Here is a 22,697-nt window from a genome sequence, read left to right on the forward strand (position 1 = left end):
GCCGGGTTGCGCGGCCCACTTAGGCTCAGGGCCATGATTTCGACCTACCTGACAGCCGTGAACTCCCCGATGGTGCTCATCGAGGAGTGTGCTGGGCTGTCGGTAGAAGAGCTCGTCGATAAGGGCTTTAGCGACCGCGAAGCCGCCGAGTTCGCATGCCTTGCCGATACCTACTTCGGCCGCACCTCCTTTCGCGCCAAGCAGCGTACCGCCCGCCGCACCACGCTGCCGCTCGACGCGCTAAAAATCATCGAGCACTATGCGCAAAAAATGAAAACCCAGCGTGGGGCCTGGGTGCTGCGCGAGGAACTCTGCGCCCTGCGTGTGGCTACCAGCGAGATTGAAAAGCGCGCCCGCCGCCTTGTGCGCGAGGAGCGCACCACCAAGCGCTCTGAGGGCGTGCGTCTTACCCGCCGCCGCGATGACCTGTGGACGCTGACCATTACCGCCGAGTCCGAACTGGTGGCAGAGATTAACAACCATGTCTCCACCGTCGCCGATGCCCGCCGCGTCTTTTCCCAGGGCGCCGCCGCCTCCACGATCACCACCAATGTGGTGCTCACCCTCAATGAGATGGTCAAAGTTACCCATGGCGAGGACGTCACCCTGCAGCTAACCAATGGCGCGCAAATCTCCGGTGCGGACCTTGCCCGCCGCGCGCTTGCCGACGTCGGCCTTATCACCCTCATCCACCCCGTCACCGGCCCCGTAAACCTCTATCAATCGCGGCGCCGAGCTACATGGAAGCAACGCCAGATGGCGATGGCGGAAAACCCTGTGTGTCCGTGGCCCGACTGCCATACGCCGGCGGATGAATGCCAGGTCCACCACCTCACCCCGTGGTTGCTCGGTGGGGACACGAATCCCGAGAACCTCACCATGGCCTGCAAGTATCACAACGGGGTCAATGATGATGACCCCAATGCGCCGCCGCGCCGCGGCCGGCTCGAGCGCCGCCCCGGCGAAGGTATCGTCTGGCGCCCACCTTGGGCCACACCGCCCGAAGACTGCTGAGCCCCGTCCCGCCTCTGCTCGCCACGACTGGCCATAGGACCAGCGCAGCGTGCCGCACACCTTATCGATGGTGCGCGCTGCGCAGCTTCGGCGATCGTAGATGCAGTGAGCCTTTAAATCGAGTACTCGGTGGGATCGCCCGCCGCAGAATCGATGCTCGGGTCCGGTTGGGAAAGGGTGAGGAAGTTGCGCAAGATGCGATCCATCTGGCGTGACTCGGTAAGAAAAGCGTCGTGGCCTACCGGGGAGACAACCTTCGCCATCGCCAGCAGGTTGCCGAGGTTGCGCGAGATGTGTTCCTGCTGGTGATACGGGTACAAGATATCCGTGTCCACGCCGACGACCATGGTCGGCACCTCGGATGAGCCCAGCGCGCGGTTAAGGCCGCCGCGGCCGCGGCCGATATCGTGGCGGTTGAGCGCCTCGGTGAGGGTGACGTAGGAGCCGGCGTCAAAGCGATCGGCCAGCTTGATGCCCTGATAGTCGAGGTAGGAGTTGACGGCAAAGCGCTCATTGCGGCGGCGGTAGGGCCCGAGTGGGTTCTCGCCGGTCTGGGCCTGGACACCGAAGCGCTCGTCGATTTCCTGCTCGCCGCGATACGTCAGGTGTGCAATGCGACGTGCGGCCGCCAGCCCCTCGCGCGGGCGCTGCGCGGAGGCGTAGTAGTCGCCGCCATGCCAGAAGGAATCCTGCTCAATGGCCGCGATTTGCGCCGACTGGATGCCAATCTGCCAGGCAGAGGCGCGGGCCGATACGGCAATGACGCAAGCCGCATCAACGGCCTCGGGGTGCATCAGCGTCCACTCCAGCGTGCGCGCGCCTCCCATCGAGCCGCCGATGATGGCGTGGACGTGGGTGATGCCGAGCTCGCGGAGTGCGGCACGCTCGGCCGAGACGAGGTCGCGCACCGAAAGCGCGGGGAAGCGCGAGCCCCAGGCGCGGCCGTCGATTGGGTGCGGGGAGGCAGGGCCGGTGGAGCCGCCGCAGCCGCCCAGCGCATTGGTGGCGATAACGCACCACTTCGTCGTGTCTAGCGCCTTGCCAGGGCCGACCAGATCGGCCCACCACTCGGCCACATTCGAATCACCGGTCAGGGCGTGTTCGACCACAATGACGTTATTGCGGCCGTGGGGATCGCCGAGGAGGTGGCCGAAGCGGTGGTAGGCAATGTGGGCGTCGGCAAGCGTGGCGCCGGCTTCGGTGTGAAAGTCGCCGATGCTAACTAGCTTCATGCCAGCGCGTTAAAGCCCAGCTCGAGGTCCGCGATGATGTCATCGATGTGCTCGATGCCCACGGACAGACGGATGGTGGACTGGGTGATGCCGGCCGCGGCAAGCGCAGGCTCGTCGGACTGGGAGTGCGTGGTGGTCGCTGGGTGCACGGCCAGGGAGCGGGTGTCGCCGATATTGGCGAGGTTGGAGTGGAGCTTGAGGGCGTCGATAAACGCCCAGGCTTCCTCGCGGCCGCCGTCGATGTCGAAGGAGAGCACGGAGCCGGTGTAGGCGTAGCCGAGCTTTTCCTTGGTGGCCTTATACGGCGAGGAATCCAGGCCGGCGTAGTTGACCTTGGTGACCTTGGCGTGGCCTTCTAGGTACTCGGCAACGGCCTGGGCGTTGGCATTGTGCTTTTCGACGCGCAGCCCCACCGTCTCGATTCCATTCAGCGTCAGCCAGGCGTTGAAGGGGGAGATGGCGGCGCCGGTATCGCGCAGCAGGCCGGCGCGGGCCTTGAGCGCGAAGGCTGGGGCGCCAAGGTCGGCGTACTTCAGGCCGTGGTAGGCCTCATCTGGAGTGACGAAGTAAGGGAAGACGGGCTCGCCGTTACGGGTGACGGTCCAGTCGAAGGAGCCGCCGTCGATAATCGCGCCGCCGATGGCCGAGCCATTGCCGGTGTAGAACTTGGTGGTGGAAACCACGACGATGTCCGCGCCGAGGTCCAGCGGCCGGGCGAGGGCGGCGGTGGCGATGGTGTTGTCCACGATGAGCGGAACCTGGTTATTGTGGGCGACCTCGGCGATGGCCGGGATATCGAGGACATCGGCCACGGGGTTGCCGAAGGTCTCGCCGTAGAAGGCCTTGGTATTCGGCTGGACGGCATCCTGCCAGGATTGCGGGTCATCCGGGTCCTCGACGAGGGTGACGTCGATGCCTAGGCGCTTGAGCGTGACGGTAAAGAGGGTGGAGGTACCGCCGTAGAGGCGCGGGGAGGTCACGATGTGGTCGCCGGCCGAGGCGAGGTTCAAAATCGCCGCGGTTTCGGCGGCCTGGCCCGAAGCGAAGGCGACGGCCGCGACGCCGCCCTCGAGGGCAGCGAGGCGCTCTTCCAGCGCGTCCTGGGTGGGGTTGGTCAGGCGGGTGTAGATGGGGCCGGCGTCGGAAAGATTGAAGCGGTTGGCCGCGTGCTCGGCGTCGTTAAAGACGTAGGAGGTGGTCTGGTAAATCGGCACGTTGCGGGCGTTGGTGGAGCCGTCCAGGTTCTGGCCGGCGTGGAGGGAGCGGGTAGCGAAGGACCAGTCGGAATTGGAGTTATCGTATTTCGTCGTCATGCTTGGCAAGACTAGACCAAGCGGTATGTCTTGCGAACGGGTTTAGTGAAACCCGCTGGCAGGGGCGAGAATAAAAATAGACTAAGCGGTCAGTCTCGAGTTTTATGTGGGCGTCGGAAGGCGCACGGCGGGGCTTTCGCGGCAGCGCACGTGGCCTCGTGGCTAAGAGTTTCTACGGGTGGTGATTTTGTTCCTCGAGCTGATTGGCAATGCGGCGGGTGTTTGCACGAGTTTCGTTGCTATTGCGCACGAGCTTGACCACGATGGCGATGATTCCGGCGAGGATGAGGAACGGAATGAGTATGAGTAGAAATTCAAGCGGGCCGAGGGACATTTATCACCTTTCTTTTATGGTCTTTGGGGTTACGGTATCACTCCTGTAATGCGGCCGCGACCGCGGTGAGGCTCGTGCGCAGCTCGGTGTCGCTAAGGTGGCCGAAACCGAGGACGACGCCGTCTTCGGCGTCGGCGCCGCCCCAATAATCGCGCAGCGGGGTGAGCTTGATGCCTCGGGCGGCGGCGCGGGGGACCACGGCTGGGTCGCACAGCAATACCGCGTGAAGGCCACCGTGGATGGGGAGGAGTTGCGCACCATCGATGGTGCCAAGCGTTTCGGCTACGAGGTTGCGGCGGCGTTTGTAGGTGCGGCGCATGCGGCCGGTGTGGCGTCGTAAAGCGCCGCTGGCGAGGTAGTGGGCGAGTGCGGCCTGTGGAATAGAGCCGACGGGTTGGCCGAAGACCTCGCGCACGTGGTCCACGGCCGGGCGCAGGCGCGGTGGAACGACGAGGTAGCCGCAGGCAATCGAGGGGGAGATGACCGAGGAGAAGGTACCCAGCAGCACGGTGTGTTCCGGGGCGAGTGCGGCCAGGGCGGGCAGCGGCTGGCCGACGTAGCGCAGTTCGGAGTCGAAGTCATCCTCGATAAGCAGGGCGTCGTGTGTGCGGGCCCATTCGACGAGTTCGGCGCGCCGGGCTGCGGGCAGCGAGCCGCCGTAGGGGTATTGGTGGCTAGGGGTGACGATGAGGGCGTCGAGAGGAGCCGTGGGGACGGTGACGCCTTTGGGGCCGGTGGGGATTTCCACCAAGGTATGGCCGAGGGCGTGGGGCACGCGGCGCAGGCTGGGGTAGCCGGGGGATTCCACGCCTACGCGCAGCTGGCGGCCGAGGGAGCGCAGGAGCACGGAGAGGCCGTCGCGGGCGCCGGCCGTGATCAGCACGCAGGCCGGGTCCACGGTGAGCCCGCGCATGTGGCGCAGGTGTGCTGCGACCTCGCGGGGCAGATCGCCGGAGGGGTCGACGGCCGCTGCACGCCATGCGGCCCTCCATTCAGGGGTGAGGATGCCGGCGGTGTCGGGCAGGCCGGGGGTCAGCGACACCAGTTCGGGCTCGGCGGCCGGTGCGGGGGCTGGCTCCGGCCGTGGGGCACGCGCGTGGGGGAGCAGCGGGTTGATGACGGTGCCGGAGCCAACCTCGGCGGTGAGGTAGCCCTCGGCCGTGAGTTGGTCGTAGGCGGTGACCACGCTGCCTCGGGAAATGCCGAGCTGTGAAGCCAAGTGGCGGGTCGAGGGAACGCGTTCGCCGGGCAGGAGGACGCCGGCGGCAACCTGGGCGCGCAAGGCAGCGGCGATTTGCACGGGCAGCGGCCGCGTATCAGAAGGATCGAGGCGAAGGGGCACGGGCCCATCATAAGTGGTCTAATCCAACACGCTGAAAATGGCTCTTGTCTTGTACCACTTGTGTGGGTCACTATGGCACCTATGACTGAACAGGTAAATGAACAAGGACGCGCTACCACCCGCGTGAAGCGAGGACTAGCCGATATGTTGAAGGGCGGCGTCATCATGGACGTCGTCACGCCGGAGCAGGCGCGCATTGCAGAGGACGCGGGCGCCTCGGCCGTGATGGCGCTGGAGCGCGTGCCGGCCGATATCCGCGCGCAGGGCGGCGTGGCCCGCATGTCTGACCCGGAGCTTATTGAGGGCATCGTCGAGGCCGTGGATATCCCGGTCATGGCCAAGGCCCGTATCGGCCACTTTGTAGAGGCGCAGATCTTGGGCGAGCTGGGCGTGGACTTCATCGACGAGTCCGAGGTGCTCAGTCCGGCCGATTACGTCAACCACATCAATAAGTGGGATTTCGACGTGCCGTTCGTGTGCGGCGCGACCAACCTGGGCGAGGCGCTGCGCCGCATCACCGAGGGCGCGGCCATGATTCGCTCCAAGGGCGAGGCCGGCACCGGCGACGTCTCCGAGGCCGTGAAGCACCTGCGCACCATTAAGGCGGAAATCGCGCGCCTGCGCCACCTGGATCGAGACGAGCTTTATGTCGCGGCCAAGGAACTGCAGGCACCGTACGATTTGGTCGCAGAGGTGGCGGAGACCGGCAAGCTCCCGGTTGTGCTCTTCGTTGCCGGTGGCGTGGCCACGCCTGCCGACGCCGCCCTTGTCCGCCAGATGGGCGCCGAAGGCGTCTTTGTCGGATCCGGCATCTTCAAGTCCGGCAATCCAGCAGCGCGCGCGGAGGCCATCGTGAAGGCTGCCACGCTTTACGACGACCCCGCTGAGCTCGCCAAGCTTTCCCGCGGCCTGGGCGAGGCCATGGTGGGCATTAACGTCAACGACGTGCCTGCACCGCACCGCCTGGCTGAGCGCGGATGGTAGCCACCGTCGGGGTGCTGGCGCTGCAAGGCGGCGTCGAGGAGCACCTGCGCATTCTGGACGGGCTCGGCGTTGCTACGCGCCGGGTGCGGGTGCCGCGCGACCTGGACGGGCTCGATGGGCTGGTGATTCCGGGCGGCGAGTCGAGCGTCATCGACAAGCTGGCGCGTAGTTTCGGGCTGGCCGAGCCGCTGCGCGACGCCGCGGCCGCAGGATTGCCGGTGCTCGCGACCTGCGCGGGGCTCATCTATTGCGCCCGCGAGCTCGAAAACCCCGCGCCGGGGCAGCAAACCCTAGGGCTGTTGGACGTGACCGTGCGGCGAAACGCCTTTGGCAACCAGCGCTTTTCCGAAGAGCGCACGGTGCCTGTGACGGCGGGCGAGGAAACGCTCGACATCGAGGCGAGTTTCATTCGCGCGCCGCTGGTCACCCGCGTGGGCGAGGGCGTCGAGGTCATCGCGACAGTGCCGGGGGAGGACGGTGACGCGGTGGTCGGCGTGCGCCAAGGCCGCGTGACGGCGCTGAGCTTCCACCCAGAAGAAAATGGCGACGCCCGCGTGCACGCCGCCTGGCTCGACAGCTTCTAGGCGCGCCACCAAAGCCGCCCCGCAGCGAATCGATGAACGCTGCGGGGCGGCTTTTGCCTAGGAAGAATTACTTCTTCAGGCCGTCGATAATCTCGTTGAACTGAGCAACTGGGCGCATGACGGCAGAGGTCTTCTCGTCATTTGGCCAGTAGTAGCCGCCGAGGTCGGCGGGGTTGCCCTGGGCGTCGACAAGCGCTTGGGCAATCTCGTCTGCCTGGGAGGACAGCTGGGAAGCCACGTCCTTGAAAGAGGCGGCGAGATCGGCATCATCGGTCTGGTTAGCCAGCTCCTCGGCCCAGAAGGTGGCCAGGAAGAAGTGGGAACCGCGGTTGTCGATTTCGCCGGCCTTGCGGGACGGGGACTTGCCCTCATTGAGCAGGCGCTCGGTGGCCTTGTCCAAGGTGGCGGCCAGAACGCCGGCCTTCTCGTTGCCGTTGGTCTGCTTCTCGTGGCGGAAGGACTCAGCCAGGGCCAAGAACTCGCCGAGGGAATCCCAGCGCAGGTGGTTTTCTTCCTCGACCTGCTGGACGTGCTTCGGGGCGGAGCCGCCCGCACCGGTCTCGAAGAGGCCGCCGCCCGCCATGAGCGGAACCACAGACAGCATCTTGGCGGAGGTACCCAGCTCGAGGATGGGGAAGAGGTCCGTGTTGTAGTCACGCAGCACGTTGCCGGTCACGGAGATGGTGTCCTCGCCGCGGCGGATGCGCTCGATGGAGGTCTTGGTAGCGGTGACCGGATCCTCGATGGAGATATCCAGGCCCTCGGTGTCGTGGTCCTTAAGGTACTTCTCCACCAGGGACTTGATATTGCGGTCGTGGCCGCGCTCCGGGTCGAGCCAGAAGATGGTCTTCATGCCGGACAGGCGAGCGCGATTGACGGCGAGCTTGACCCAGTCCTGGATCGGGGCGTCCTTGGTCTGGCAGGCGCGCCAGATATCGCCTTCCTCCACGTCGTGGGAGATGAGGACCTCGCCCTGGGAGTTGCGAACCTCAACGGTGCCCGCAGCCGGGATCTTGAAGGTCTTGTTGTGGGAGCCATACTCCTCGGCCTTCTGCGCCATAAGGCCCACGTTCGGCACGGTACCCATGGTGGTCGGGTCGAAGGCGCCGTTTTCCTTGCAATCCTCGATAACGGCCTGGTAGACGCCGGCGTAGGAAGAATCCGGGATAACGGCGAGGGTGTCCTGCTCCTCGTCGTTCTTATTCCACATGTGGCCAGAGGTGCGGATCATGGCAGGCATGGAGGCGTCAATAATGACGTCGGAAGGCACGTGCAGGTTGGTGATGCCCTTGTGGGAGTTGACCATGGCGAGGTCGGGGCCGTCGGAAAGCGCGGCGTCGAAAGCAGCCTTGATTTCTTCGCCGTTGTCCAGGTTCTTCAGGCCCTCGTAGATAGCGCCCAGGCCGTTCTCGCCGTTGAGACCGGCAGCCAGCAGCTCCTCGCCGTACTTGTCATATACATCGGCGAAGAAGGCGCGGACGACGTGGCCGAAGAGGATGGGGTCAGAGACCTTCATCATGGTGGCCTTCAGGTGGGTGGAGAAGAGAACGCCCTCTTCCTGAGCGCGCTTGACCTGTGCGAGGAGGAACTCATCTAGGGCCTTTGCGGACATGAAGGTGCCGTCGATGACCTCACCCTTAAGAACAGGAAGCTCCGGCAGCAGGGTCTGCTCGCCATCGGCGGTCTTGAGGACGATGGACAGGGTGTCCTCGTTGTCCAGGATGACGGACTTCTCATTGTGGCGGAAGTCGTTGTCCGCCATGGTGGCAACGTTGGTCTTGGAGTCCTTGGACCACTCGCCCATGCGGTGCGGGTGCTTCTTCACAAAGTTCTTCACGGCTTCCGGGGCGCGGCGGTCGGAGTTGCCCTCGCGCAGCACCGGGTTAACAGCGGAGCCCTTGACGGAGTCATAGCGGGCGGCGATGTCCTTTTCTTCCTCGGTGGAAGGATTATCCGGGTAATCAGGCAGATCGTAACCTGCGGCCTGCAGCTCGGCGATGGCCTTCTTCAGCTGCACCAGGGAAGCAGAAATATTCGGCAGTTTGATGATATTTGCTTCTGGGGTCTTGGCCATCTTGCCCAGCTCCGCTAGGGCGTCTTCGACCTTCTGCTCCTCGGTCAGGCGCTCTGGGAACTGCGCGGCGATGCGGGCGGCCAGCGAGATATCGCGGGTTTCCACGTCGATGCCAGCGGTGGAAGCGAAGGCCTCCACGATGGGCTTGAGGGAGTAGGTCGCCAGCAGCGGCGCCTCATCGGTACGGGTCCACGTAATCTTTGCCATGATTCTCCTAATTAACGTTGGAAAATTGTTCAAGTGCCCAGATTACCGATTTTGTGGGCGGCATGTGGGCCAGTTTGCCGAAAGTGATCCCCCATTTGCCGCCCCTTGAAAAGGGTTGCGTGGCCGCTGTCACCCATGCGCGGGAGGGGTGGAGATATTCACGAGCCCCCGCTGCGGGCATGCCACCGGCGCAGACGGGGTGTACCCTCACTCTCCATGAAAATCATCGATGAGCTAAGCCCGCGCAGCGCACACGAACACCGCGTTCGCCGCCGCCCGCTGCCGCTGCAAACGGAGATTACCACCCGCCGCCGCGCCATCGTCATGGTGGCCATGGCCTTGGGCGCGTTTGCCATCGGCACGACGGAGTTCGTGTCCATGGGCCTGCTGCCGCTTATTGCAGATGATTTTGGCGTTTCGGAAGAAAACGCCTCCACACTCATCACCATCTATGCCATGGGCGTGGTGGTCGGTGCCCCGTTGATTGCGGCTTTTACCGGCAAGCTGCCGCGCCGCCGGCTCATCCTGCTGCTCATCGGCTTCCTCGTGGTGGGCAACCTCCTCTCGGTCTTGGCACCGAATTACGCCATCCTCATGGTCGCGCGCTTTATTGCGGGCATGCCGCACGGCGCTTATTTCTCCGTGGCTAATCTCTCGGCCGCATCCATGGCGCCCCCTGGCGGCCGCGGCAAGGCCATGGCTTATGTGGGCATGGGCTTGGCCATCGCCACGGTGATTGGTGTGCCGGCCGCCCAAGCCCTCGGCTCCGCGCTGGGCTGGCAGGCGGCCTACCTAGTGGTCGTGGCTTTGGGTATTGTCACCGCCATTGCGTTGTTCTTCCTGATGCCGCACATGACGGAGATGAAGCAGACCGATATCCGCACCGAATTTGGTGCGTTCAAAAACAGTCAGGTGTGGTTCACCGTCATCATGGGCGTGGTCGGCTTTGGCGGCATGTTCTCCGTCTATACCTATATTTCGTGGACCATGACCGAGGTCGCCGGCATGGACCAGAGCCTCATCTGGGTGGTGCTCATGGCCTATGGCATCGGCATGACCATCGGCAATGCCTTTGGCGGCTGGCTTGCCGATCGCAACCTGGAGTTTGGCATTATCTTTGCCTTGGCCTGCCTCATCGTTATCCTGACGGCCTTCTACTTCCTCTCCGGCCATGCCATCCCCGCTACCTTGTGCTTTGGCTGCGTGGCGTTTATGGGCTCCACGCTGGTTCCTTCGCTGCAGCTGCGCTTGGTGCATGTGGCTGGCGACGCCCAGACTTTGGCCGCAGCCCTTAACCAGTCCGCGCTGAACATCGCAAACGCGGCCGGTGCGACCATTGGCGGCGCCGTGGTGGGTGCCGGCTTGGGCTACTCCGCCCCGGCGCTGGCCGGTGCGGCCCTAGCGGCTGCGGGTTGCCTGGTATGGGCTGCGACGATGTGGGATAAAAAGCGCCTTTCTCGCCGCGCCTAGGCTTACCGATATGCTGTTGGCATGACCCTTACCATCGCGAGCGTTAATGTCAACGGAATCCGCGCTGCGTGCAAGCAGCGCAACGAAAATAACCCCGGAATGAACGCCTGGCTAGAGGAGACTCCGGCCGAAATCGTGCTCATGCAGGAGGTGCGCGCAACCCCGGAGCAGGCCGAAAAGGCCTTGGCCCCGGCCCTAGAGGCGGGATGGCACTTAGCTCTTGCCGACGCCGCCGCAAAGGGCCGCGCCGGCGTGGGTATCCTGTCTCGCACCCCGCTTGCCGACGTCGAAGTGGGCTTCGGCTCCTTTACCGACGCCGGCCGCTGGATTGCGGCTACCACCCGCGATATTCGCGTCGCCTCGCTGTACCTGCCTTCCGGCGATACCGGTTCACCGAAGTTGGATGAAAAGTACCGCTTCTTGGATGAGTTCCAGGAGGTGCTGGCGAAGAACGCGGCGCGCACGAATTCTGATGGCAGCCCGGCCGACATGGTCATCGGCGGCGACTGGAATATCTGCCACCGCGCCCAGGACCTGAAAAATAATAAGGCCAACGAAAGGAAGGCTGGCCACCTGCCGGAAGAACGCGCCTTCATGGATCACGTCTTTGGCGCGTTCCCGGATGACAAGCCACAGGAGAAGAAGAACCTGGGGCAGTGGCAGGGCGTGGTCGAGTACGTAGGCGGCGAGCCGTGGTCCCCGGCCGCAGATCCGCAGTGGTTCGACGTCGCCCGCCGCCTGCACCCAGAAGAAGATGGTCCGTATACCTGGTGGACCTACCGCGGCCAGGCGTTTAATAACAACGCCGGGTGGCGCATCGATTACCAGGCGGCCACCCGCCCGATGCTGGAGCGCGCGCAGCGCACCTGGGTGGATAAGGCTCCTACCGTGGAGCAGCGCTGGTCCGACCATTCCCCACTGCTGGTGGAGTACCGCTGATGACGCCACTATTTAGCGTCCTGTATGTAGTTGGTATTACGGCCGAGTCCATGACCGCCGCCTTGTCTGCCGGCCGCCAAAAGCTCGATCTTTTCGGCGTCACCATGATCGCCTCCATGACGGCGCTGGGCGGCGGCACGGTGCGCGATATGATCCTCGATGACCCTCCCTTTACCTGGGTTGAGCACCCCATTTATTTGGTGATCGTCATCGTGGCGGCCGTGGTGACGGTGGGCATGTCCTTCCTCATGCACTACTTCCGCCACCTCTTCCTGATCTTGGATGCCCTGGGGCTCGCGGTCTTTTCGGTGCTGGGCACCCAAATCGCGGTCCACCTGGGACATGGGTTCATCATTGCCTCGGTGTCTGCGGTGATTTCCGGCGTCTTTGGCGGCGTGCTGCGTGACCTGCTTTCAGATCGCATCCCGCTGGTCTTTTCCGGCGAGTATTATGCTGCCATCTCGCTGTTGGCCGCGGCTCTATTTATGGCGCTCTACCACGGCGGCTTGGCTGAGGAACCGGCCGCGATTATCACCGCCTCGGTGTGTTTCATCGCCCGCTTGGCTGCGATTTACTTCAAGAAAGGCTTGCCCGTCTTCGAATACCGCGACGCCGAACAGCAGATGGACCCGCGCTTGCGTTTGTCCGCGCGCATCGTGCGCGATGGCGCCCGCAAAGCCAAGCGCAAGGCAGGCGCGGCCACGCGCTATGCCAGCCCCATCACGCGCCCGCTGACTAGGCCTTTAAGTCGCCCGTTTAAGAACAAGACACGAGCTTTTTCTACTGCGGCAGAGGGGGCGGACTACGACGATATTTCGAGCAACCGCATCGCGCGCCGGCCGAAGCAACAGTCGATTACGCGGCCGAGCGGTCGGCACTCGCCAGGGGCGAGGGGAGTAAACGTGGAGCAGCAGTGGAGCTTTAATAAGGGGGACGTCGGCAAGCGCAAGGCGCCCAAGCACAAGCAGTAGTGCTATTATGGCTAGGTCAAAAAATTCAGTAATCTGCAACGGAGAAAGTTCATGGCTCGCGCAATTATTTCTTTCGTCCTCGGCGCTGTAATCCTCGGCCTGAGCATCTGGTGGTGGACCGTTGTTGGTCCGTCCTTCGCTTTCCTCGGCCCCATCGTGCTCATGGGCGTGGGCGGCGCGCTGATGGTATCCGGTTGGGCCATCCTGATGGACGTGGTCAGCCCCACCTCGCGCAAGCTCTAAAATCCTTGCGCCGCATCCCTTGCCCAATCGGGCAGGGGATTTTTCGATCCCTTGCTCAGGCGGTGCCGGGGAAGGATGTGAACCGTGCGTCGGGGCTAGGGGGTAGGATAAGGCACCATGACTGCAGACAATTCCACCGTTTCCCGTGTCCTGTCCGGTATCCAACCCACCGCTGATTCCTATCACCTGGGCAATTACCTGGGAGCGCTCAAGCAGTGGATTGACCTGCAAGACGGCTATGACGCTTTCTACTTCATTCCTGACCTGCACGCGATCACCGTGGAGCAAAACCCGGAGGAGCTGCGCAATCGCACCATCGCGGGTGCCGCACAGCTCATCGCCTTGGGCATTGATCCGGAAAAGTCCACGCTCTTCGTGCAGTCGCACGTGCCCGCCCACGCGGAGCTTACTTGGGTACTGCAGTGCCTGACCGGCTTTGGTGAGGCTTCCCGCATGACCCAGTTCAAGGATAAGTCCGCCAAGCAGGGATCGGATCGCACCTCGGTGGGCCTATTTACCTACCCGATCCTCATGGCCTCCGATATCTTGCTCTACTCGCCGGATTATGTTCCGGTGGGCGAGGACCAGCGCCAGCACCTGGAGCTGACCCGCAACCTGGCTGAGCGCTTCAACAATAAGTACGGCGAGACCTTCAAGGTACCGGAGCCGTTCATCCCGGAGGGTGCGGCAAAGATTTATGACCTGCAGGAGCCGACCTCCAAGATGTCTAAGTCTGGCGCCAACCCGAAGGGCCTGGTCAACCTGCTTGATGCGCCGAAGACCTCGGCCAAGCGCATCAAGTCCGCTGTGACGGATGACTTGGGCTCGGTGGCCTTTGACCGCGACAACCAGCCGGGTGTGTCCAACCTACTGGTTATCCAGTCTGCGCTCACTGGTGAATCCATCGATTCCTTGGTGGAAAAGTACGCCGGCCAGGGCTACGGCCACCTCAAGGTGGATACCGCCGACGCGCTGCAGGAATTTACCACCCCGCTCAAGGAACGCTACGACGAACTTATGGCAGATCGCGGCGAGCTCGAGCGCATCTTGGCCAAGGGCGCAGAGACAGCGCAAGAGATTGCCCAGCCGCTTGTCGACGCCGTCTATGAAAAGGTCGGCTTTCTTCCTCGCCTGCGCAAGTAGCAAGCGGCCGCTTCCCCCGTGCACCACCCCACAAAGGGACAAGTGGGGGTTTGCCAGTTACTCTAGGTGGGATAAAAACTGTGCGAGCAAGAAGGGAAGCACGTGCCTACCACCACGCAATCCTCCTCGAAGAAGACGGACCACTACGGCATCGAACGCGCCAATGCCGACGATCCCGGTGCGGTAGATAAGATTCGCTCCAAGTCCGGATTCGTTGACCACCTCATGCGCATGAATGAGCGCTACGGTGCCGAAGGCGGCAACCAGTTTGCCGCCGGTATCACCTATTATTCGGTGCTCTCCATCTTCCCGCTTGCCATGCTGATCGTGGCCACCGTCGCCGCCGTCTTGGCTAACCGTGAGGACCTGCTCAATGATCTGCAATCCCATATCACCAGTTCTATCGATGGCGATATGGGAGATACGGTCAATGAGATCTTGGATACCGCCATTGACCAACGCGGCGCCATGTTCGGTATCGGTGGTTTGACCACTCTGTGGTCCGGCCTAGGCTGGATGAACAACCTGCGCATCGGTATCTCGGCCATGTGGGGCATCGATGCCAACGAGGGCGGTTCCTTCTTGAAGAAGAAGTTGTCTGACCTGGTGGGCCTCATTGGCCTTATCGTGGCATTCCTCATCGCCTTTGGCGTCACCGCCGCCGGGTCCTCCGGCCTTACCCAGAAAATCTTTGAGCGCGTAGGAATCGAGTCCTTCCCGGGCATGGACTCGGTTATTTTCTTTGTCGGCTTGGCAGTGGGCCTTCTGGCCAACCTCATCGTCATGTGGTGGCTGATTATGATCCTGCCGCGCACCAAGGTGCCGAAGAAGTCCGGCCTTATCGGCGCGGCCATTGGTGCCGTGGCTTTTGAGCTGCTCAAGCAGCTGTCCACGCTCATCATGTCCTCTGCTACCGGCAGCCCTGCCGGCGCGGTCTTCGGCCCCGTCATCGTGCTCATGGTGGTCATGTATCTGATTTGGCGCGTGGTGCTGTACGTCTCCGCGTGGACCGCCACCACCGCCGAGTCCCTGAAGTACGCTCACCCGCCGGTCCCAGAGCCGGCCGTTATTCGCGTCCGCAACGAGGTCAAGGAAGGCGCGCCTGCAGGTGCGACCTTCGGCGTTGGCGCCGCTGTAGGCGCCGCGGCCGTGGGCGCATGGAGCTTGTTGCGCCGTAAGTAAAATCTCCTCCTTAGGGGTGAGGCCGCCGCTGCCGTTGGGCTTTAAGATGGAGCATTATGAACGCCAATGACATCGCACCGAATCTTTATGAGGAATGGGGACTAGATCGCCGCGATGGCGAGCACGAGCTCTTAGTCTTGCTGGAGTCCAAGGATGTGCTGCTACAGCAGCAAGGCCACGACATTGAAGATCCGCGGCGCGCGCAGCTGCGCATCGCTGCCAGCGTCTTGGGCTCTGCTGCAAAGCGGGCCGAATACGATAAGGCGTGCGCGGCGGGAGTGCGCCCCACCTGGGGAGACCTCGGACAGCTGGGCGCGGTAGGGCAGTGGAACCCGCGGCCACTGCAAGCCCAGCAGCAAGCTCAGTCCTTCCAGCCCGGTCAGGCGGCCGGGCCGGGGCGTCACGCTCAGCAGGAACCACGATTTGCGCAGACCTCGAGCCCCTATGGGTCGCCGTATGCGCGCAATCCCTTTGCCCCGCAGCACAATCCATTCCCGCCGGCAACGGCGAACGCGGCTGTACCCGCGCCGTTGGTACAACAACCAGCGGCCGAAATTAGCCAGCGCGCCGGTCAAGATGCGCGCATCGGCATGGCCATTTTGGACCTCATCTTCTTTTCGCTCATTAGCGGCAGCTTCGGCGGCGCGCTGCTGTCCGGCGGCGTGGATGAGCTCTCGACGTTCATTGGCGGCGCCATCATCTTGCTGCTCTACACCTTGGGCACCGAATGTTGGCTCGGCGCCAGCCCGGCCAAGCTGCTGATGGGCTACACGGTGCGCGATGTCGACACCAAAGAGCGGCTCACCCTCACCCAGTCCGCTAAGCGCCAGTGGTGGCGCCTAGTCAATATCGTGCCGGGCCCCGGTACGTTCGCCAGCTGGGTGGGCGCCGGCGTGCATACCTTCACCATTTCGGAGAAGAATAACCGCCGCGGCTCCCACGATGAGTGGGCTAACGCCGAAGTAGTGAAAAAGCACCCACGCAAATAGCCAGCAACACTACGGCGCCGGCGATAACCCAGCCGAGCCACCCCTGCACCCCGGCCAAGGAGGAGTTGGCCGATTGTGCCTGGGCATCGGGGGCCGGGGAGGCAGTGGAGTCGGCGTCGGAATGGACGTCGGCAAGCAACTGCCCTACACCGTCACCGGGATGCACCTTGTAGGCCTCGTGCAGCAGCTTCTGGGCCTGCTCCCACGCGCGCGGGCCGTGCTCCACGGTGGTATCGAGCAGCACCGCCTGCAGCCGTCGGCCATGGCGGTCGAGCGCGCCGACGAAGGTATGGTGCGCGTCATCGGTAAAGCCCGTCTTGCCACCAATGCCGTCCGGATCATTGAGGAAGAGCCCGTTATCGTTGCCTAATTGGTAACCGTCAAGGTCGCCCCAGCCGGGAAAGTCCACGGACTCCGTATCCACAATCCGCGCGAAGGTCGGGTTATGGAAGGCCGCGCGGTAAATGCGGGAAATATCCTCGGCCGAGGTAGACATGCCCGGGGCATCGAGCCCAGAGTAGCTGGCCGCGTAGGTGGAATTTGTGCCGATCTCGGCCGCCTTCTCATTGACCTTGCGCAGCGTGGCCTCGTCGCCGCCCAATTCCTGTGCCAGGGCGTGCGCGGCATCGTTGCCAGAGGCCATGAGCAAGCCCTGCAAAAGCTGTTCCACCGTGTACGTGCCGCCTGGGCCGATGCCGACCGCTGAGCCGTCAATCTGTGCCGATTCTTCGCCCACCTCGACCTTCTGGTGCAGATCCAGTTCGTCGATAACCACCAGCGCCAGCAGTGCCTTGATGATGGAGGCCGGCCGGTAGCGGCCGTTAGGGTCCTTCATTGCGATGATTTCGCCGGAATCGATATCGGAGACCATCCACGCCGCGGCCACCACATCCTTATCCACCTTGAACCCTTCGGGCAGGGTGGTGCCACAGGCCTCATTGCTTTCCACCGGCGGCAGCGGGGTGGGTGAGGCCTGCCCAGGAGCGAGGCGCTCCGAGGTGGTGGTGGCCTTTTCCGGGCGCTCGGCGTGCGGGCACTTATCGGTATCCGGGGCGGTGGTGCGCATGGTGGTAGGAGTTTCCGGCTCTTCCGCCAGCGCGAGCGGTGCGCCGCTGAGCAGGACGGTAACGAGGGAACTAGCTATAATTCTTTTCATGACATGACACATCTTAGGCCCGTGCCTACGATGGGACGCATGCATGACGCGCCTTTGATTAGCCCTGAAAACAAGGACTCCGCCGCCGACGTGGTGGCCAAGCTGCCTAAGGTCTCCCTCTTTGAGCCCATTAACTCCACGGCCGCTACGCCGGAGGAACTCACCGCGACCATCCGTGAGCGCTACGAAGCCCTAGCCGCAGACGGCGTGGTCTACGCGGAACTGCACTTGGATCCAGCAGCGATTGGCCTGGACGCTGCCGCGGTTGTTGAAGCCGCCGTTGCAGCCCGCATTCCTTCCCTGGACTCCCGCCTCGTCCTGGCCGGCACGGCCCCTGAGGCAGCAGTGCCTGACGACGCCCCCGTGGTGGGCTATAACCTCCCGCAGGACGAGGCGGGCGCGGCCGCGGACTTCCGCGCCGCCTACCTACCCACCCAGATTCACGTGGGCGAGGACTTCGCGGAAGTTGAGCGCGCCGCCCAGGCCGGCGTGAATCGCCTTATCCACCCGGTGAATATGATCGATGACTTCACTGCGAATATCGAAGGCATCGTGCCGGGCAAGGCCTCTGGCTACATCCGCGACCGCCATATTCCCCTGGTCTTTACCCCACTGGAGGAAGCCGAGGAGCTGACCGACCACCCACTGCCACTGCTGCAGCAGCTGGGCTTTACCTGCACCATTTCCTCGGGCGAGACCACCTTGACCAAGCAGTTCCTCGCGCTGAGTGAGACCTTTGGCTACGGGCTGGAGGAATTTTTCGACCTCACCGTCAAAGCGGTGGAGAATTCCTTTGCTGACCAGGAATTACGGCAGCATCTGCTAGAAACGGTTATCCTGCCAGCATACGAGGAATTATCTGATCCGGAGCTTGCTGGACCGGACACGGAGGAATCCCTCGCTGATGCGGCAGACGCCGCTGAAGAATAGAAACGATTAAAGGAGAATTAGATGACTTCTGTACTTTTTGTGGTTACCGCCGCTGAGGAATGGACCCTGGCCGATGGCACCAAGCGCCCCACCGGTTATTGGGCCGAGGAGCTTATTGCCCCGCACCGCGTCTTCCAGGGCGCGGGCTGGGATATCCACTTTGCTACTCCGGGTGCGAAGGCTCCGGTCGTAGACGAGTACAGCCTGGAGGTACTGCCAGACAACGTGCGTGAGGCACAGGAGAACTACCTGGCAGAGTTGGGCGTAGCGCTCGAGAACCCGATGAACCTGGCCGATGTCAATGAGGAAGATTATGACCTCATCTTCTACCCAGGTGGCCACGGTCCGATGGAGGATCTTGCCTACGATCAGGATTCTGCAAAGCTTATTCAGGCGCGTATGGATTCCGGCCGCGCGCTCGGCCTCGTTTGCCACGCCCCGGCCGCGCTATTGGCCTTGGATAACGAGAATTGGCCGTTCAAGGGCTACAAGATGACCGCCTTTAGTAATGCAGAGGAAGGCGAGGAGATGGTCGCCGCCGCTAAGTGGGCGCTGGAGACCCGCCTGCGCGAGCTCGGCGGGGATTACCAGGAGACCGATCCGATGTCCCCGAACGTCATCGTGGATCGCAACCTGTACACCGGCCAGAACCCGGCTTCCTCTGAGCCGCTGGCACAGCGTATTCTGCGCGATTTCTAAATGCACGTTTCGCGAGTTCTCAAGGCCGGGGCTGCCCTGACCGGTGTGGTTGGGGTAGCGGGCATGGCGGCGTATGCACTCAGCCGCCGGCCGTACCTGCGTGAGGTGGCACCGGGGCTGCGCAGCCCGATTTTGTACCTGCCTATGCACCTGCTTGCCGACGCCACTTTTGCCCGCGCCAGCCGCTTCTTTGCCAGCATCGACTTTTCCCGTCCGGTGCGGCACGCGGTGGATATTACGGAGTTTTCTGCCTCCTTCGATGGCCACGCTTTCAGCGCCCGCGTACTTACCCCACGCGGCGCTACCGCAGGGGCAGCCGCATCCGGACCGCGCCCCGTGGTGGTGTGGACGCACGGCGGCGGCCATCTTATCGGTGGCCCGGCCATGTATGACCCGCAAAATGCACGCATGGCGGCCGAGCTCGGTGCCATCGTGGTGGCTCCGCGCTACCACAAATCCACCCAGGAGCCGTTTCCCGCGGACCATGATGAGTGCTACGCGGCGCTGCGTTGGGTGCAAGAACACGGCGATAAGCTGGGCGGGGATACCTCGCGCATCGCGGTCGCCGGCGATAGCGCCGGCGGCGGCCTTGCCGCGGGCTTGGTTCAGCGGGCCTTTGATGAGGGCCATCCGGTCCGCGCGCTTGGCTTGGTCTATCCCATGCTGGATCACCGCACCACGGATAAGTCCGGTGCGGTGGGCCAATTCATCTGGACGGCAGGCCCGAACCGCGGCGCGTGGTCCATGTACCTGGGAGATGACCACCTGGATGTTGACCTGCCGCCCTATGCTTCGCCGGCCACACGCAGTGATCTTTCCGGCCTGCCGCCAACGTGGATCGGGGTGGGCGGCATCGACCTTTTCTGCGATGAATCTGTGGCCTTTGCCCAAGCCCTCGATGCGGCCGGCGTGGACACCACCCTGGATGTGTGGGCCGGTGCATACCACGGGTTTGACCAGATTAAACCCAAGGCGCCACAATCGCGTGAGCTTATCGACGCCCTCATTGACCACCTTCGCCGTCACCTTTAAGGCCACGTACTCAGGGAGGTCGCGAGTTGAAGTACAACACGCACGTGTCGTGGGTCGTAACTTTCGCCAGCATGGTTGTTCTCGGCCTGATTCTGGGCGGGGTCTTTGGGATAGGTACCCTGGGCCGATCCATTGTTGGCCTCAGCGTCTTTGTCGTGTGGCTGATTTTCGATAAATACATGCGCGACCGGACCCGGCGCCAAGAGCAAGAAGCACGCGGCGACTAGACGCACAAAGCCGCCCCCCTTCTCCTCCCACCTGCTGTGAGTGGGGAGGAAAGGCGAGGCGGCGGATGCCACGCGCGGCCGGGGCCGCGCGAACCGGTACGGGTTTAGAACTTAGAGAAGCGCTTGATGAGCATGTCCTCCAAGCCCTTCCAGGACTCTGCGTGCTCGTTATATGGCTTGGATGGTACGTAGCCGGCGTGCTCGGTGGAGCCGAGCATGTAGCCCAAGTAGTCCTGCAGGCGCGGGTGAGCCAGCATATAAGAGTTAATGGAATCGTCGCCTGCCCAGTCAGCGGCATCGGCGCATACCTCATAGCAGCGCGCCATCTGATCGGAATCGACGGCCTCTGGGCCCTTTTCGATATCGCGCACGATGCCGTTGAAGGAGTACTGGTTATCCGGGTGGACCTGAATTTCTAGCTCGCCGGCATTAGCGGCGGCGACAACCTCTTCCCAGGTGGATACACGTGCCAGGTCGTGGTCATCGTTGTCCATGATCCAGCGCACGAGGGTCTTCGGGGAATCGAAGGTGAAAATCTCGCCCCACTTGCCCAAGAAGATGGGCTTGCCGTCCAGGTAGGTGCGCAGGGTGTAGACGGACTTGGACTGCGCGGTGATCTTGATGGGATCGATGCCGGCGGCGGCCCACGGGGAGTTATCGTACGGGTCAGCGGCCTCGGCGGCAGCCTTGCGCTTTTCCTCGGCTTCCTTGGCCGCTGCAGCGGAGGCGGCAGCAGCAGAAGAGATGCGCTCCTTGGCATCGGAGACCTTGGCCGCATCAAAGTCATCGCTGGAGACCACGCGGACGTGCTCATCCAGGTCCTCGATGACCTTCTTCCAGTTGCCGGCGATGACGTGGCCCACGCCGGACCACTCGCTCATGCCCTGTTCGCCGGAGTAGTGGTCGGCGCCGCGGGAGACGTTGCGCAGGATGGAGTGGGAGGCGAAGAAGATGGTGGTGTGCTCTGCACCGGCGACGTCGGCAAGCGCGGAGGCCATCTCCAGGTTGCGGGCCACCGTGGATACGTTCCGGTGGCTCGGGCGACCAGCCAGCGCCTCCGGCATGCCGATGAGGTCATACTCATCGCGCTCCGCCGGGGTAACGCGGTCCGCATCGCGGCCGGCAAACTGGTCCCAGTGCGGGTGGTCCAGCAAATCGTGCTTAGTGTCAGACTCCACGAAGCACAGCAGCTCGGCGGGCGAGTTGAAGGCTAGGACGGCCTCGTCATCGCCCAGAAAGGCCTGCCACTCGGAGCCATGTTGGCGCCACTTGGGTGCCCAGAGGGTATAAAAATCGCCCTCGGTCAGCGAGAGCTTTACAGGTACAATTGCGCGGGTGCTCATGGCGTTTTAGTCTACCCAACGCCCTAAGCAGCGCGCGAGGCCGCACCGGCCTTAGGCCGTGGGCCGCCAAAAGCCTTTGAATTGCATACCCATATTTGTGGTGCGCAGCGGGTTGGTTTGCACCGGATCGCCGGCCTCCACGATTTCGCCATTGCCGGAATACATTGCCACGTGCCCATCCCATACCACCAGGTCACCGGGCTGCAATTGATCCGCGCTGACCTGCTGACCAACCGTCTGCTGGTCCGCCGTGCGGGGCAAGTCCACCCCGGCCTGCGAATACGCCCATTGGGTAAGGCCCGAGCAATCAAAGCCACCGTTTCCGGTGCCGCCCCATACGTAGGGCTGGCCCACTTGGCTCTTCGCCGCAGCGACCGCGGCCTGCCCGGCGGCCGAACCGCCCTCGGCAGAAGGCTCTGGTGCGGGCGGGGGAGAAGATACCTCGTGTGCGGTGGCGTCGGCGCCGGCATCAGCGCCCGCGGCGGATTGTTCTGGAAGAGCGGTGGAGTGCTGGGCACCGGTGGGGCTTACGGGGGCGTCGGCAAGCGCGGAGTGCACCGGCCGCTGCGCTACCGGCTGCAAGGATTGAGCGGCCGCGCTGAGATCACCCATCAGGCGCTGCACGCGAGCAGTTGCCATGCCCAGGTGCTGGGAGATAAGCGCGCGAAGCTGAGCCAGAGCGGCGGCACGCGCCGACGGATCCAGCGACAGGAAACCCAGCGCGGTGGGCAGGGCCTGGCGCACCAGCTGCGTGGCGATGCCCACCAAATCCCGGATGGTGCCCGTTACCAAGGTGCGGGCCTGGCCAAGCGCGGCAGAGATGGTCTCATTATCGAGATCGATATTTTTCGCCGACTCGAGTAGGGGAGCGGGATTGCCGTGGGCGATGGCGGCCAAAGGCTCGGCGGCGGAGAGATCCGGCACGCGGGGAAGCTCTACCTCCGGAAGCTGCGTCGGTTGCATGGTGGCAATCTGCTTAAGCGCAGTATCGAGCATCTACATCGCCGCCCCAAGGTGCTGGCCTAGCGAGGCATCGGTGTCTTCTGCCTCGCGCGACATCTGGAAACCGGACTGGGCAACCTGCCCCATATCGTTGCGCAGCACGCTCATGCGCGCGCCCACATTATCGAGTGCGGCATGCACCGCCTCATTAAAAGCAGTAAAAGCGTCGTCATCGGGCAAAACGGGGTGGGGCGGATTCTCCCCTTGGGACTGGGCGTGCAGGTCGCGGGCGAGGTGGCGGGCATAGTCAGTATCGATCGTGAAAGGTCTCATGCCCTATTGGACTG

At 63.4% G+C, this 22,697-nt stretch carries 23 protein-coding genes; 14 read left to right on the forward strand and 9 right to left on the reverse strand.

Going from position 1 to position 22,697, the window contains the following annotated elements:
- Positions 1–33 precede the first annotated feature (33 nt).
- Positions 34–1,014 (forward strand): HNH endonuclease signature motif containing protein, encoded by a 981-nt coding sequence (locus BJ985_RS10715; RefSeq protein ID WP_179387422.1) that lies wholly within the window; start codon positions 34–36, stop codon positions 1,012–1,014.
- Between the two features lie 113 nt (positions 1,015–1,127).
- On the opposite strand, the gene metX is transcribed toward BJ985_RS10715, so the two are convergent.
- The 4 genes from metX to pdxR all read right to left on the reverse strand — a co-directional run bounded on the left by metX (position 1,128) and on the right by pdxR (position 5,235).
- On the reverse strand, positions 1,128–2,246 hold the full coding sequence (metX, locus tag BJ985_RS10720; protein ID WP_179387423.1) for a homoserine O-acetyltransferase MetX: 1,119 nt from the start codon (positions 2,244–2,246) through the stop codon (positions 1,128–1,130).
- Positions 2,243–3,559, reverse strand: coding sequence for an O-acetylhomoserine/O-acetylserine sulfhydrylase (locus BJ985_RS10725; RefSeq protein WP_179387424.1), 1,317 nt, complete (start codon positions 3,557–3,559; stop codon positions 2,243–2,245). The genes metX and BJ985_RS10725 overlap by 4 nt, the downstream gene beginning before the upstream one ends.
- Before the next feature lie 172 nt (positions 3,560–3,731).
- Positions 3,732–3,893, reverse strand: coding sequence for a hypothetical protein (locus BJ985_RS10730; protein ID WP_179387425.1), 162 nt, complete (start codon positions 3,891–3,893; stop codon positions 3,732–3,734).
- Positions 3,894–3,930: 37 nt separating this feature from the next.
- Positions 3,931–5,235: a MocR-like pyridoxine biosynthesis transcription factor PdxR gene (pdxR, locus tag BJ985_RS10735; RefSeq protein WP_179387426.1), complete on the reverse strand. Its 1,305-nt coding sequence runs from the start codon at positions 5,233–5,235 to the stop codon at positions 3,931–3,933.
- An 81-nt stretch (positions 5,236–5,316) separates the two neighbouring features.
- Between pdxR and pdxS the strand changes: the two genes are divergently transcribed.
- Positions 5,317–6,219 carry a pyridoxal 5'-phosphate synthase lyase subunit PdxS gene (gene pdxS / locus BJ985_RS10740; protein ID WP_040424867.1) on the forward strand — a complete coding sequence of 301 codons (903 nt, stop codon included), beginning with the start codon at positions 5,317–5,319 and terminating at the stop codon, positions 6,217–6,219.
- Positions 6,213–6,803 carry a pyridoxal 5'-phosphate synthase glutaminase subunit PdxT gene (pdxT, locus tag BJ985_RS10745; RefSeq protein WP_179387427.1) on the forward strand — a complete coding sequence of 197 codons (591 nt, stop codon included), beginning with the start codon at positions 6,213–6,215 and terminating at the stop codon, positions 6,801–6,803. Before pdxS ends, pdxT begins: the two co-directional genes overlap by 7 nt.
- A 67-nt stretch (positions 6,804–6,870) precedes the next feature.
- Here the strand turns inward: pdxT and BJ985_RS10750 are convergent, their stop codons facing one another.
- Positions 6,871–9,084, reverse strand: a complete 2,214-nt coding sequence (locus BJ985_RS10750; RefSeq protein WP_179387428.1) for an NADP-dependent isocitrate dehydrogenase — start codon at positions 9,082–9,084, stop codon at positions 6,871–6,873.
- A 216-nt stretch (positions 9,085–9,300) separates the two neighbouring features.
- On the opposite strand from BJ985_RS10750, the gene BJ985_RS10755 reads away from it, so the two are divergent.
- The 7 genes from BJ985_RS10755 (at position 9,301) to BJ985_RS10785 (ending at position 16,021) form a co-directional block, all read left to right on the forward strand.
- A complete protein-coding gene (locus BJ985_RS10755) occupies positions 9,301–10,554 on the forward strand; it encodes an MFS transporter (RefSeq protein ID WP_179387429.1) in 1,254 nt (417 codons plus the stop codon).
- A 21-nt stretch (positions 10,555–10,575) separates the two neighbouring features.
- Positions 10,576–11,493, forward strand: coding sequence for an exodeoxyribonuclease III (locus tag BJ985_RS10760; RefSeq protein ID WP_179387430.1), 918 nt, complete (start codon positions 10,576–10,578; stop codon positions 11,491–11,493).
- On the forward strand, positions 11,493–12,464 hold the full coding sequence (locus tag BJ985_RS10765; RefSeq protein WP_049378072.1) for a trimeric intracellular cation channel family protein: 972 nt from the start codon (positions 11,493–11,495) through the stop codon (positions 12,462–12,464). Before BJ985_RS10760 ends, BJ985_RS10765 begins: the two co-directional genes overlap by 1 nt.
- A 51-nt stretch (positions 12,465–12,515) precedes the next feature.
- Positions 12,516–12,707 carry a hypothetical protein gene (locus BJ985_RS10770; protein ID WP_005322618.1) on the forward strand — a complete coding sequence of 64 codons (192 nt, stop codon included), beginning with the start codon at positions 12,516–12,518 and terminating at the stop codon, positions 12,705–12,707.
- A 117-nt stretch (positions 12,708–12,824) separates the two neighbouring features.
- Positions 12,825–13,850 (forward strand): tryptophan--tRNA ligase, encoded by a 1,026-nt coding sequence (gene trpS, locus BJ985_RS10775; RefSeq protein WP_179387431.1) that lies wholly within the window; start codon positions 12,825–12,827, stop codon positions 13,848–13,850.
- Between the two features lie 102 nt (positions 13,851–13,952).
- The gene (locus tag BJ985_RS10780; protein WP_179387432.1) at positions 13,953–15,032 is read left to right on the forward strand and encodes a YhjD/YihY/BrkB family envelope integrity protein; all 1,080 of its coding nucleotides are present in this window, start codon (positions 13,953–13,955) and stop codon (positions 15,030–15,032) included.
- Positions 15,033–15,088: 56 nt separating this feature from the next.
- A complete protein-coding gene (locus tag BJ985_RS10785; protein WP_005326774.1) occupies positions 15,089–16,021 on the forward strand; it encodes an RDD family protein in 933 nt (310 codons plus the stop codon).
- On the opposite strand, the gene BJ985_RS10790 is transcribed toward BJ985_RS10785, so the two are convergent.
- Entirely contained in the window at positions 15,984–17,177 is a 1,194-nt protein-coding gene (locus BJ985_RS10790; protein ID WP_005326771.1) for a D-alanyl-D-alanine carboxypeptidase family protein, read from the reverse strand. The genes BJ985_RS10785 and BJ985_RS10790 overlap by 38 nt on opposite strands.
- A gap of 39 nt (positions 17,178–17,216) precedes the next feature.
- Between BJ985_RS10790 and BJ985_RS10795 the strand changes: the two genes are divergently transcribed.
- Genes BJ985_RS10795 through BJ985_RS10810 form a run of 4 tightly spaced genes read left to right on the forward strand, consistent with a single transcriptional unit; the run spans position 17,217 to position 20,065 of the window.
- On the forward strand, positions 17,217–18,107 hold the full coding sequence (locus BJ985_RS10795; RefSeq protein ID WP_373366777.1) for an adenosine deaminase: 891 nt from the start codon (positions 17,217–17,219) through the stop codon (positions 18,105–18,107).
- A gap of 21 nt (positions 18,108–18,128) precedes the next feature.
- A complete protein-coding gene (locus BJ985_RS10800) occupies positions 18,129–18,806 on the forward strand; it encodes a type 1 glutamine amidotransferase domain-containing protein (protein ID WP_179387433.1) in 678 nt (225 codons plus the stop codon).
- A complete protein-coding gene (locus BJ985_RS10805) occupies positions 18,807–19,838 on the forward strand; it encodes an alpha/beta hydrolase (RefSeq protein ID WP_179387434.1) in 1,032 nt (343 codons plus the stop codon).
- Between the two features lie 44 nt (positions 19,839–19,882).
- Positions 19,883–20,065 (forward strand): hypothetical protein, encoded by a 183-nt coding sequence (locus BJ985_RS10810; RefSeq protein WP_236587051.1) that lies wholly within the window; start codon positions 19,883–19,885, stop codon positions 20,063–20,065.
- A 104-nt stretch (positions 20,066–20,169) separates the two neighbouring features.
- On the opposite strand, the gene BJ985_RS10815 is transcribed toward BJ985_RS10810, so the two are convergent.
- Genes BJ985_RS10815 through BJ985_RS10825 form a run of 3 tightly spaced genes read right to left on the reverse strand, consistent with a single transcriptional unit; the run spans position 20,170 to position 22,683 of the window.
- Complete coding sequence (locus BJ985_RS10815) at positions 20,170–21,408, reverse strand: SatS C-terminal domain-containing protein (RefSeq protein WP_150851743.1); 1,239 nt, start codon at positions 21,406–21,408, stop codon at positions 20,170–20,172.
- Positions 21,409–21,459: 51 nt separating this feature from the next.
- Positions 21,460–22,404 carry a C40 family peptidase gene (locus BJ985_RS10820; RefSeq protein WP_179387436.1) on the reverse strand — a complete coding sequence of 315 codons (945 nt, stop codon included), beginning with the start codon at positions 22,402–22,404 and terminating at the stop codon, positions 21,460–21,462.
- Complete coding sequence (locus tag BJ985_RS10825; protein ID WP_179387437.1) at positions 22,405–22,683, reverse strand: chemotaxis protein; 279 nt, start codon at positions 22,681–22,683, stop codon at positions 22,405–22,407. It lies immediately after the preceding gene.
- Positions 22,684–22,697 lie beyond the last annotated feature (14 nt).

The sequence above is a fragment of the Corynebacterium tuberculostearicum genome (assembly GCF_013408445.1).
Classification (GTDB): Bacteria; Actinomycetota; Actinomycetes; order Mycobacteriales; family Mycobacteriaceae; genus Corynebacterium; species Corynebacterium tuberculostearicum.

Bases quoted from the DNA above. Each gene is read 5' to 3' on its own strand.
- BJ985_RS10825 (WP_179387437.1), bottom strand. From the start codon at position 22,683: ATGAGACCTTTCACGATCGATACTGACTATGCCCGCCACCTCGCCCGC.
- BJ985_RS10725 (WP_179387424.1), bottom strand. From the start codon at position 3,559: ATGACGACGAAATACGATAACTCCAATTCCGACTGGTCCTTCGCTACC.
- trpS (WP_179387431.1), top strand. From the start codon at position 12,825: ATGACTGCAGACAATTCCACCGTTTCCCGTGTCCTGTCCGGTATCCAA.
- BJ985_RS10765 (WP_049378072.1), top strand. From the start codon at position 11,493: ATGACGCCACTATTTAGCGTCCTGTATGTAGTTGGTATTACGGCCGAG.
- BJ985_RS10820 (WP_179387436.1), bottom strand. From the start codon at position 22,404: ATGCTCGATACTGCGCTTAAGCAGATTGCCACCATGCAACCGACGCAG.
- BJ985_RS10760 (WP_179387430.1), top strand. From the start codon at position 10,576: ATGACCCTTACCATCGCGAGCGTTAATGTCAACGGAATCCGCGCTGCG.
- BJ985_RS10755 (WP_179387429.1), top strand. From the start codon at position 9,301: ATGAAAATCATCGATGAGCTAAGCCCGCGCAGCGCACACGAACACCGC.
- BJ985_RS10795 (WP_373366777.1), top strand. From the start codon at position 17,217: ATGCATGACGCGCCTTTGATTAGCCCTGAAAACAAGGACTCCGCCGCC.
- BJ985_RS10790 (WP_005326771.1), bottom strand. From the start codon at position 17,177: ATGAAAAGAATTATAGCTAGTTCCCTCGTTACCGTCCTGCTCAGCGGC.
- BJ985_RS10785 (WP_005326774.1), top strand. From the start codon at position 15,089: ATGAACGCCAATGACATCGCACCGAATCTTTATGAGGAATGGGGACTA.
- BJ985_RS10800 (WP_179387433.1), top strand. From the start codon at position 18,129: ATGACTTCTGTACTTTTTGTGGTTACCGCCGCTGAGGAATGGACCCTG.
- BJ985_RS10750 (WP_179387428.1), bottom strand. From the start codon at position 9,084: ATGGCAAAGATTACGTGGACCCGTACCGATGAGGCGCCGCTGCTGGCG.
- metX (WP_179387423.1), bottom strand. From the start codon at position 2,246: ATGAAGCTAGTTAGCATCGGCGACTTTCACACCGAAGCCGGCGCCACG.
- BJ985_RS10815 (WP_150851743.1), bottom strand. From the start codon at position 21,408: ATGAGCACCCGCGCAATTGTACCTGTAAAGCTCTCGCTGACCGAGGGC.
- BJ985_RS10730 (WP_179387425.1), bottom strand. From the start codon at position 3,893: ATGTCCCTCGGCCCGCTTGAATTTCTACTCATACTCATTCCGTTCCTC.
- pdxS (WP_040424867.1), top strand. From the start codon at position 5,317: ATGACTGAACAGGTAAATGAACAAGGACGCGCTACCACCCGCGTGAAG.
- BJ985_RS10805 (WP_179387434.1), top strand. From the start codon at position 18,807: ATGCACGTTTCGCGAGTTCTCAAGGCCGGGGCTGCCCTGACCGGTGTG.
- BJ985_RS10715 (WP_179387422.1), top strand. From the start codon at position 34: ATGATTTCGACCTACCTGACAGCCGTGAACTCCCCGATGGTGCTCATC.
- BJ985_RS10770 (WP_005322618.1), top strand. From the start codon at position 12,516: ATGGCTCGCGCAATTATTTCTTTCGTCCTCGGCGCTGTAATCCTCGGC.
- pdxT (WP_179387427.1), top strand. From the start codon at position 6,213: ATGGTAGCCACCGTCGGGGTGCTGGCGCTGCAAGGCGGCGTCGAGGAG.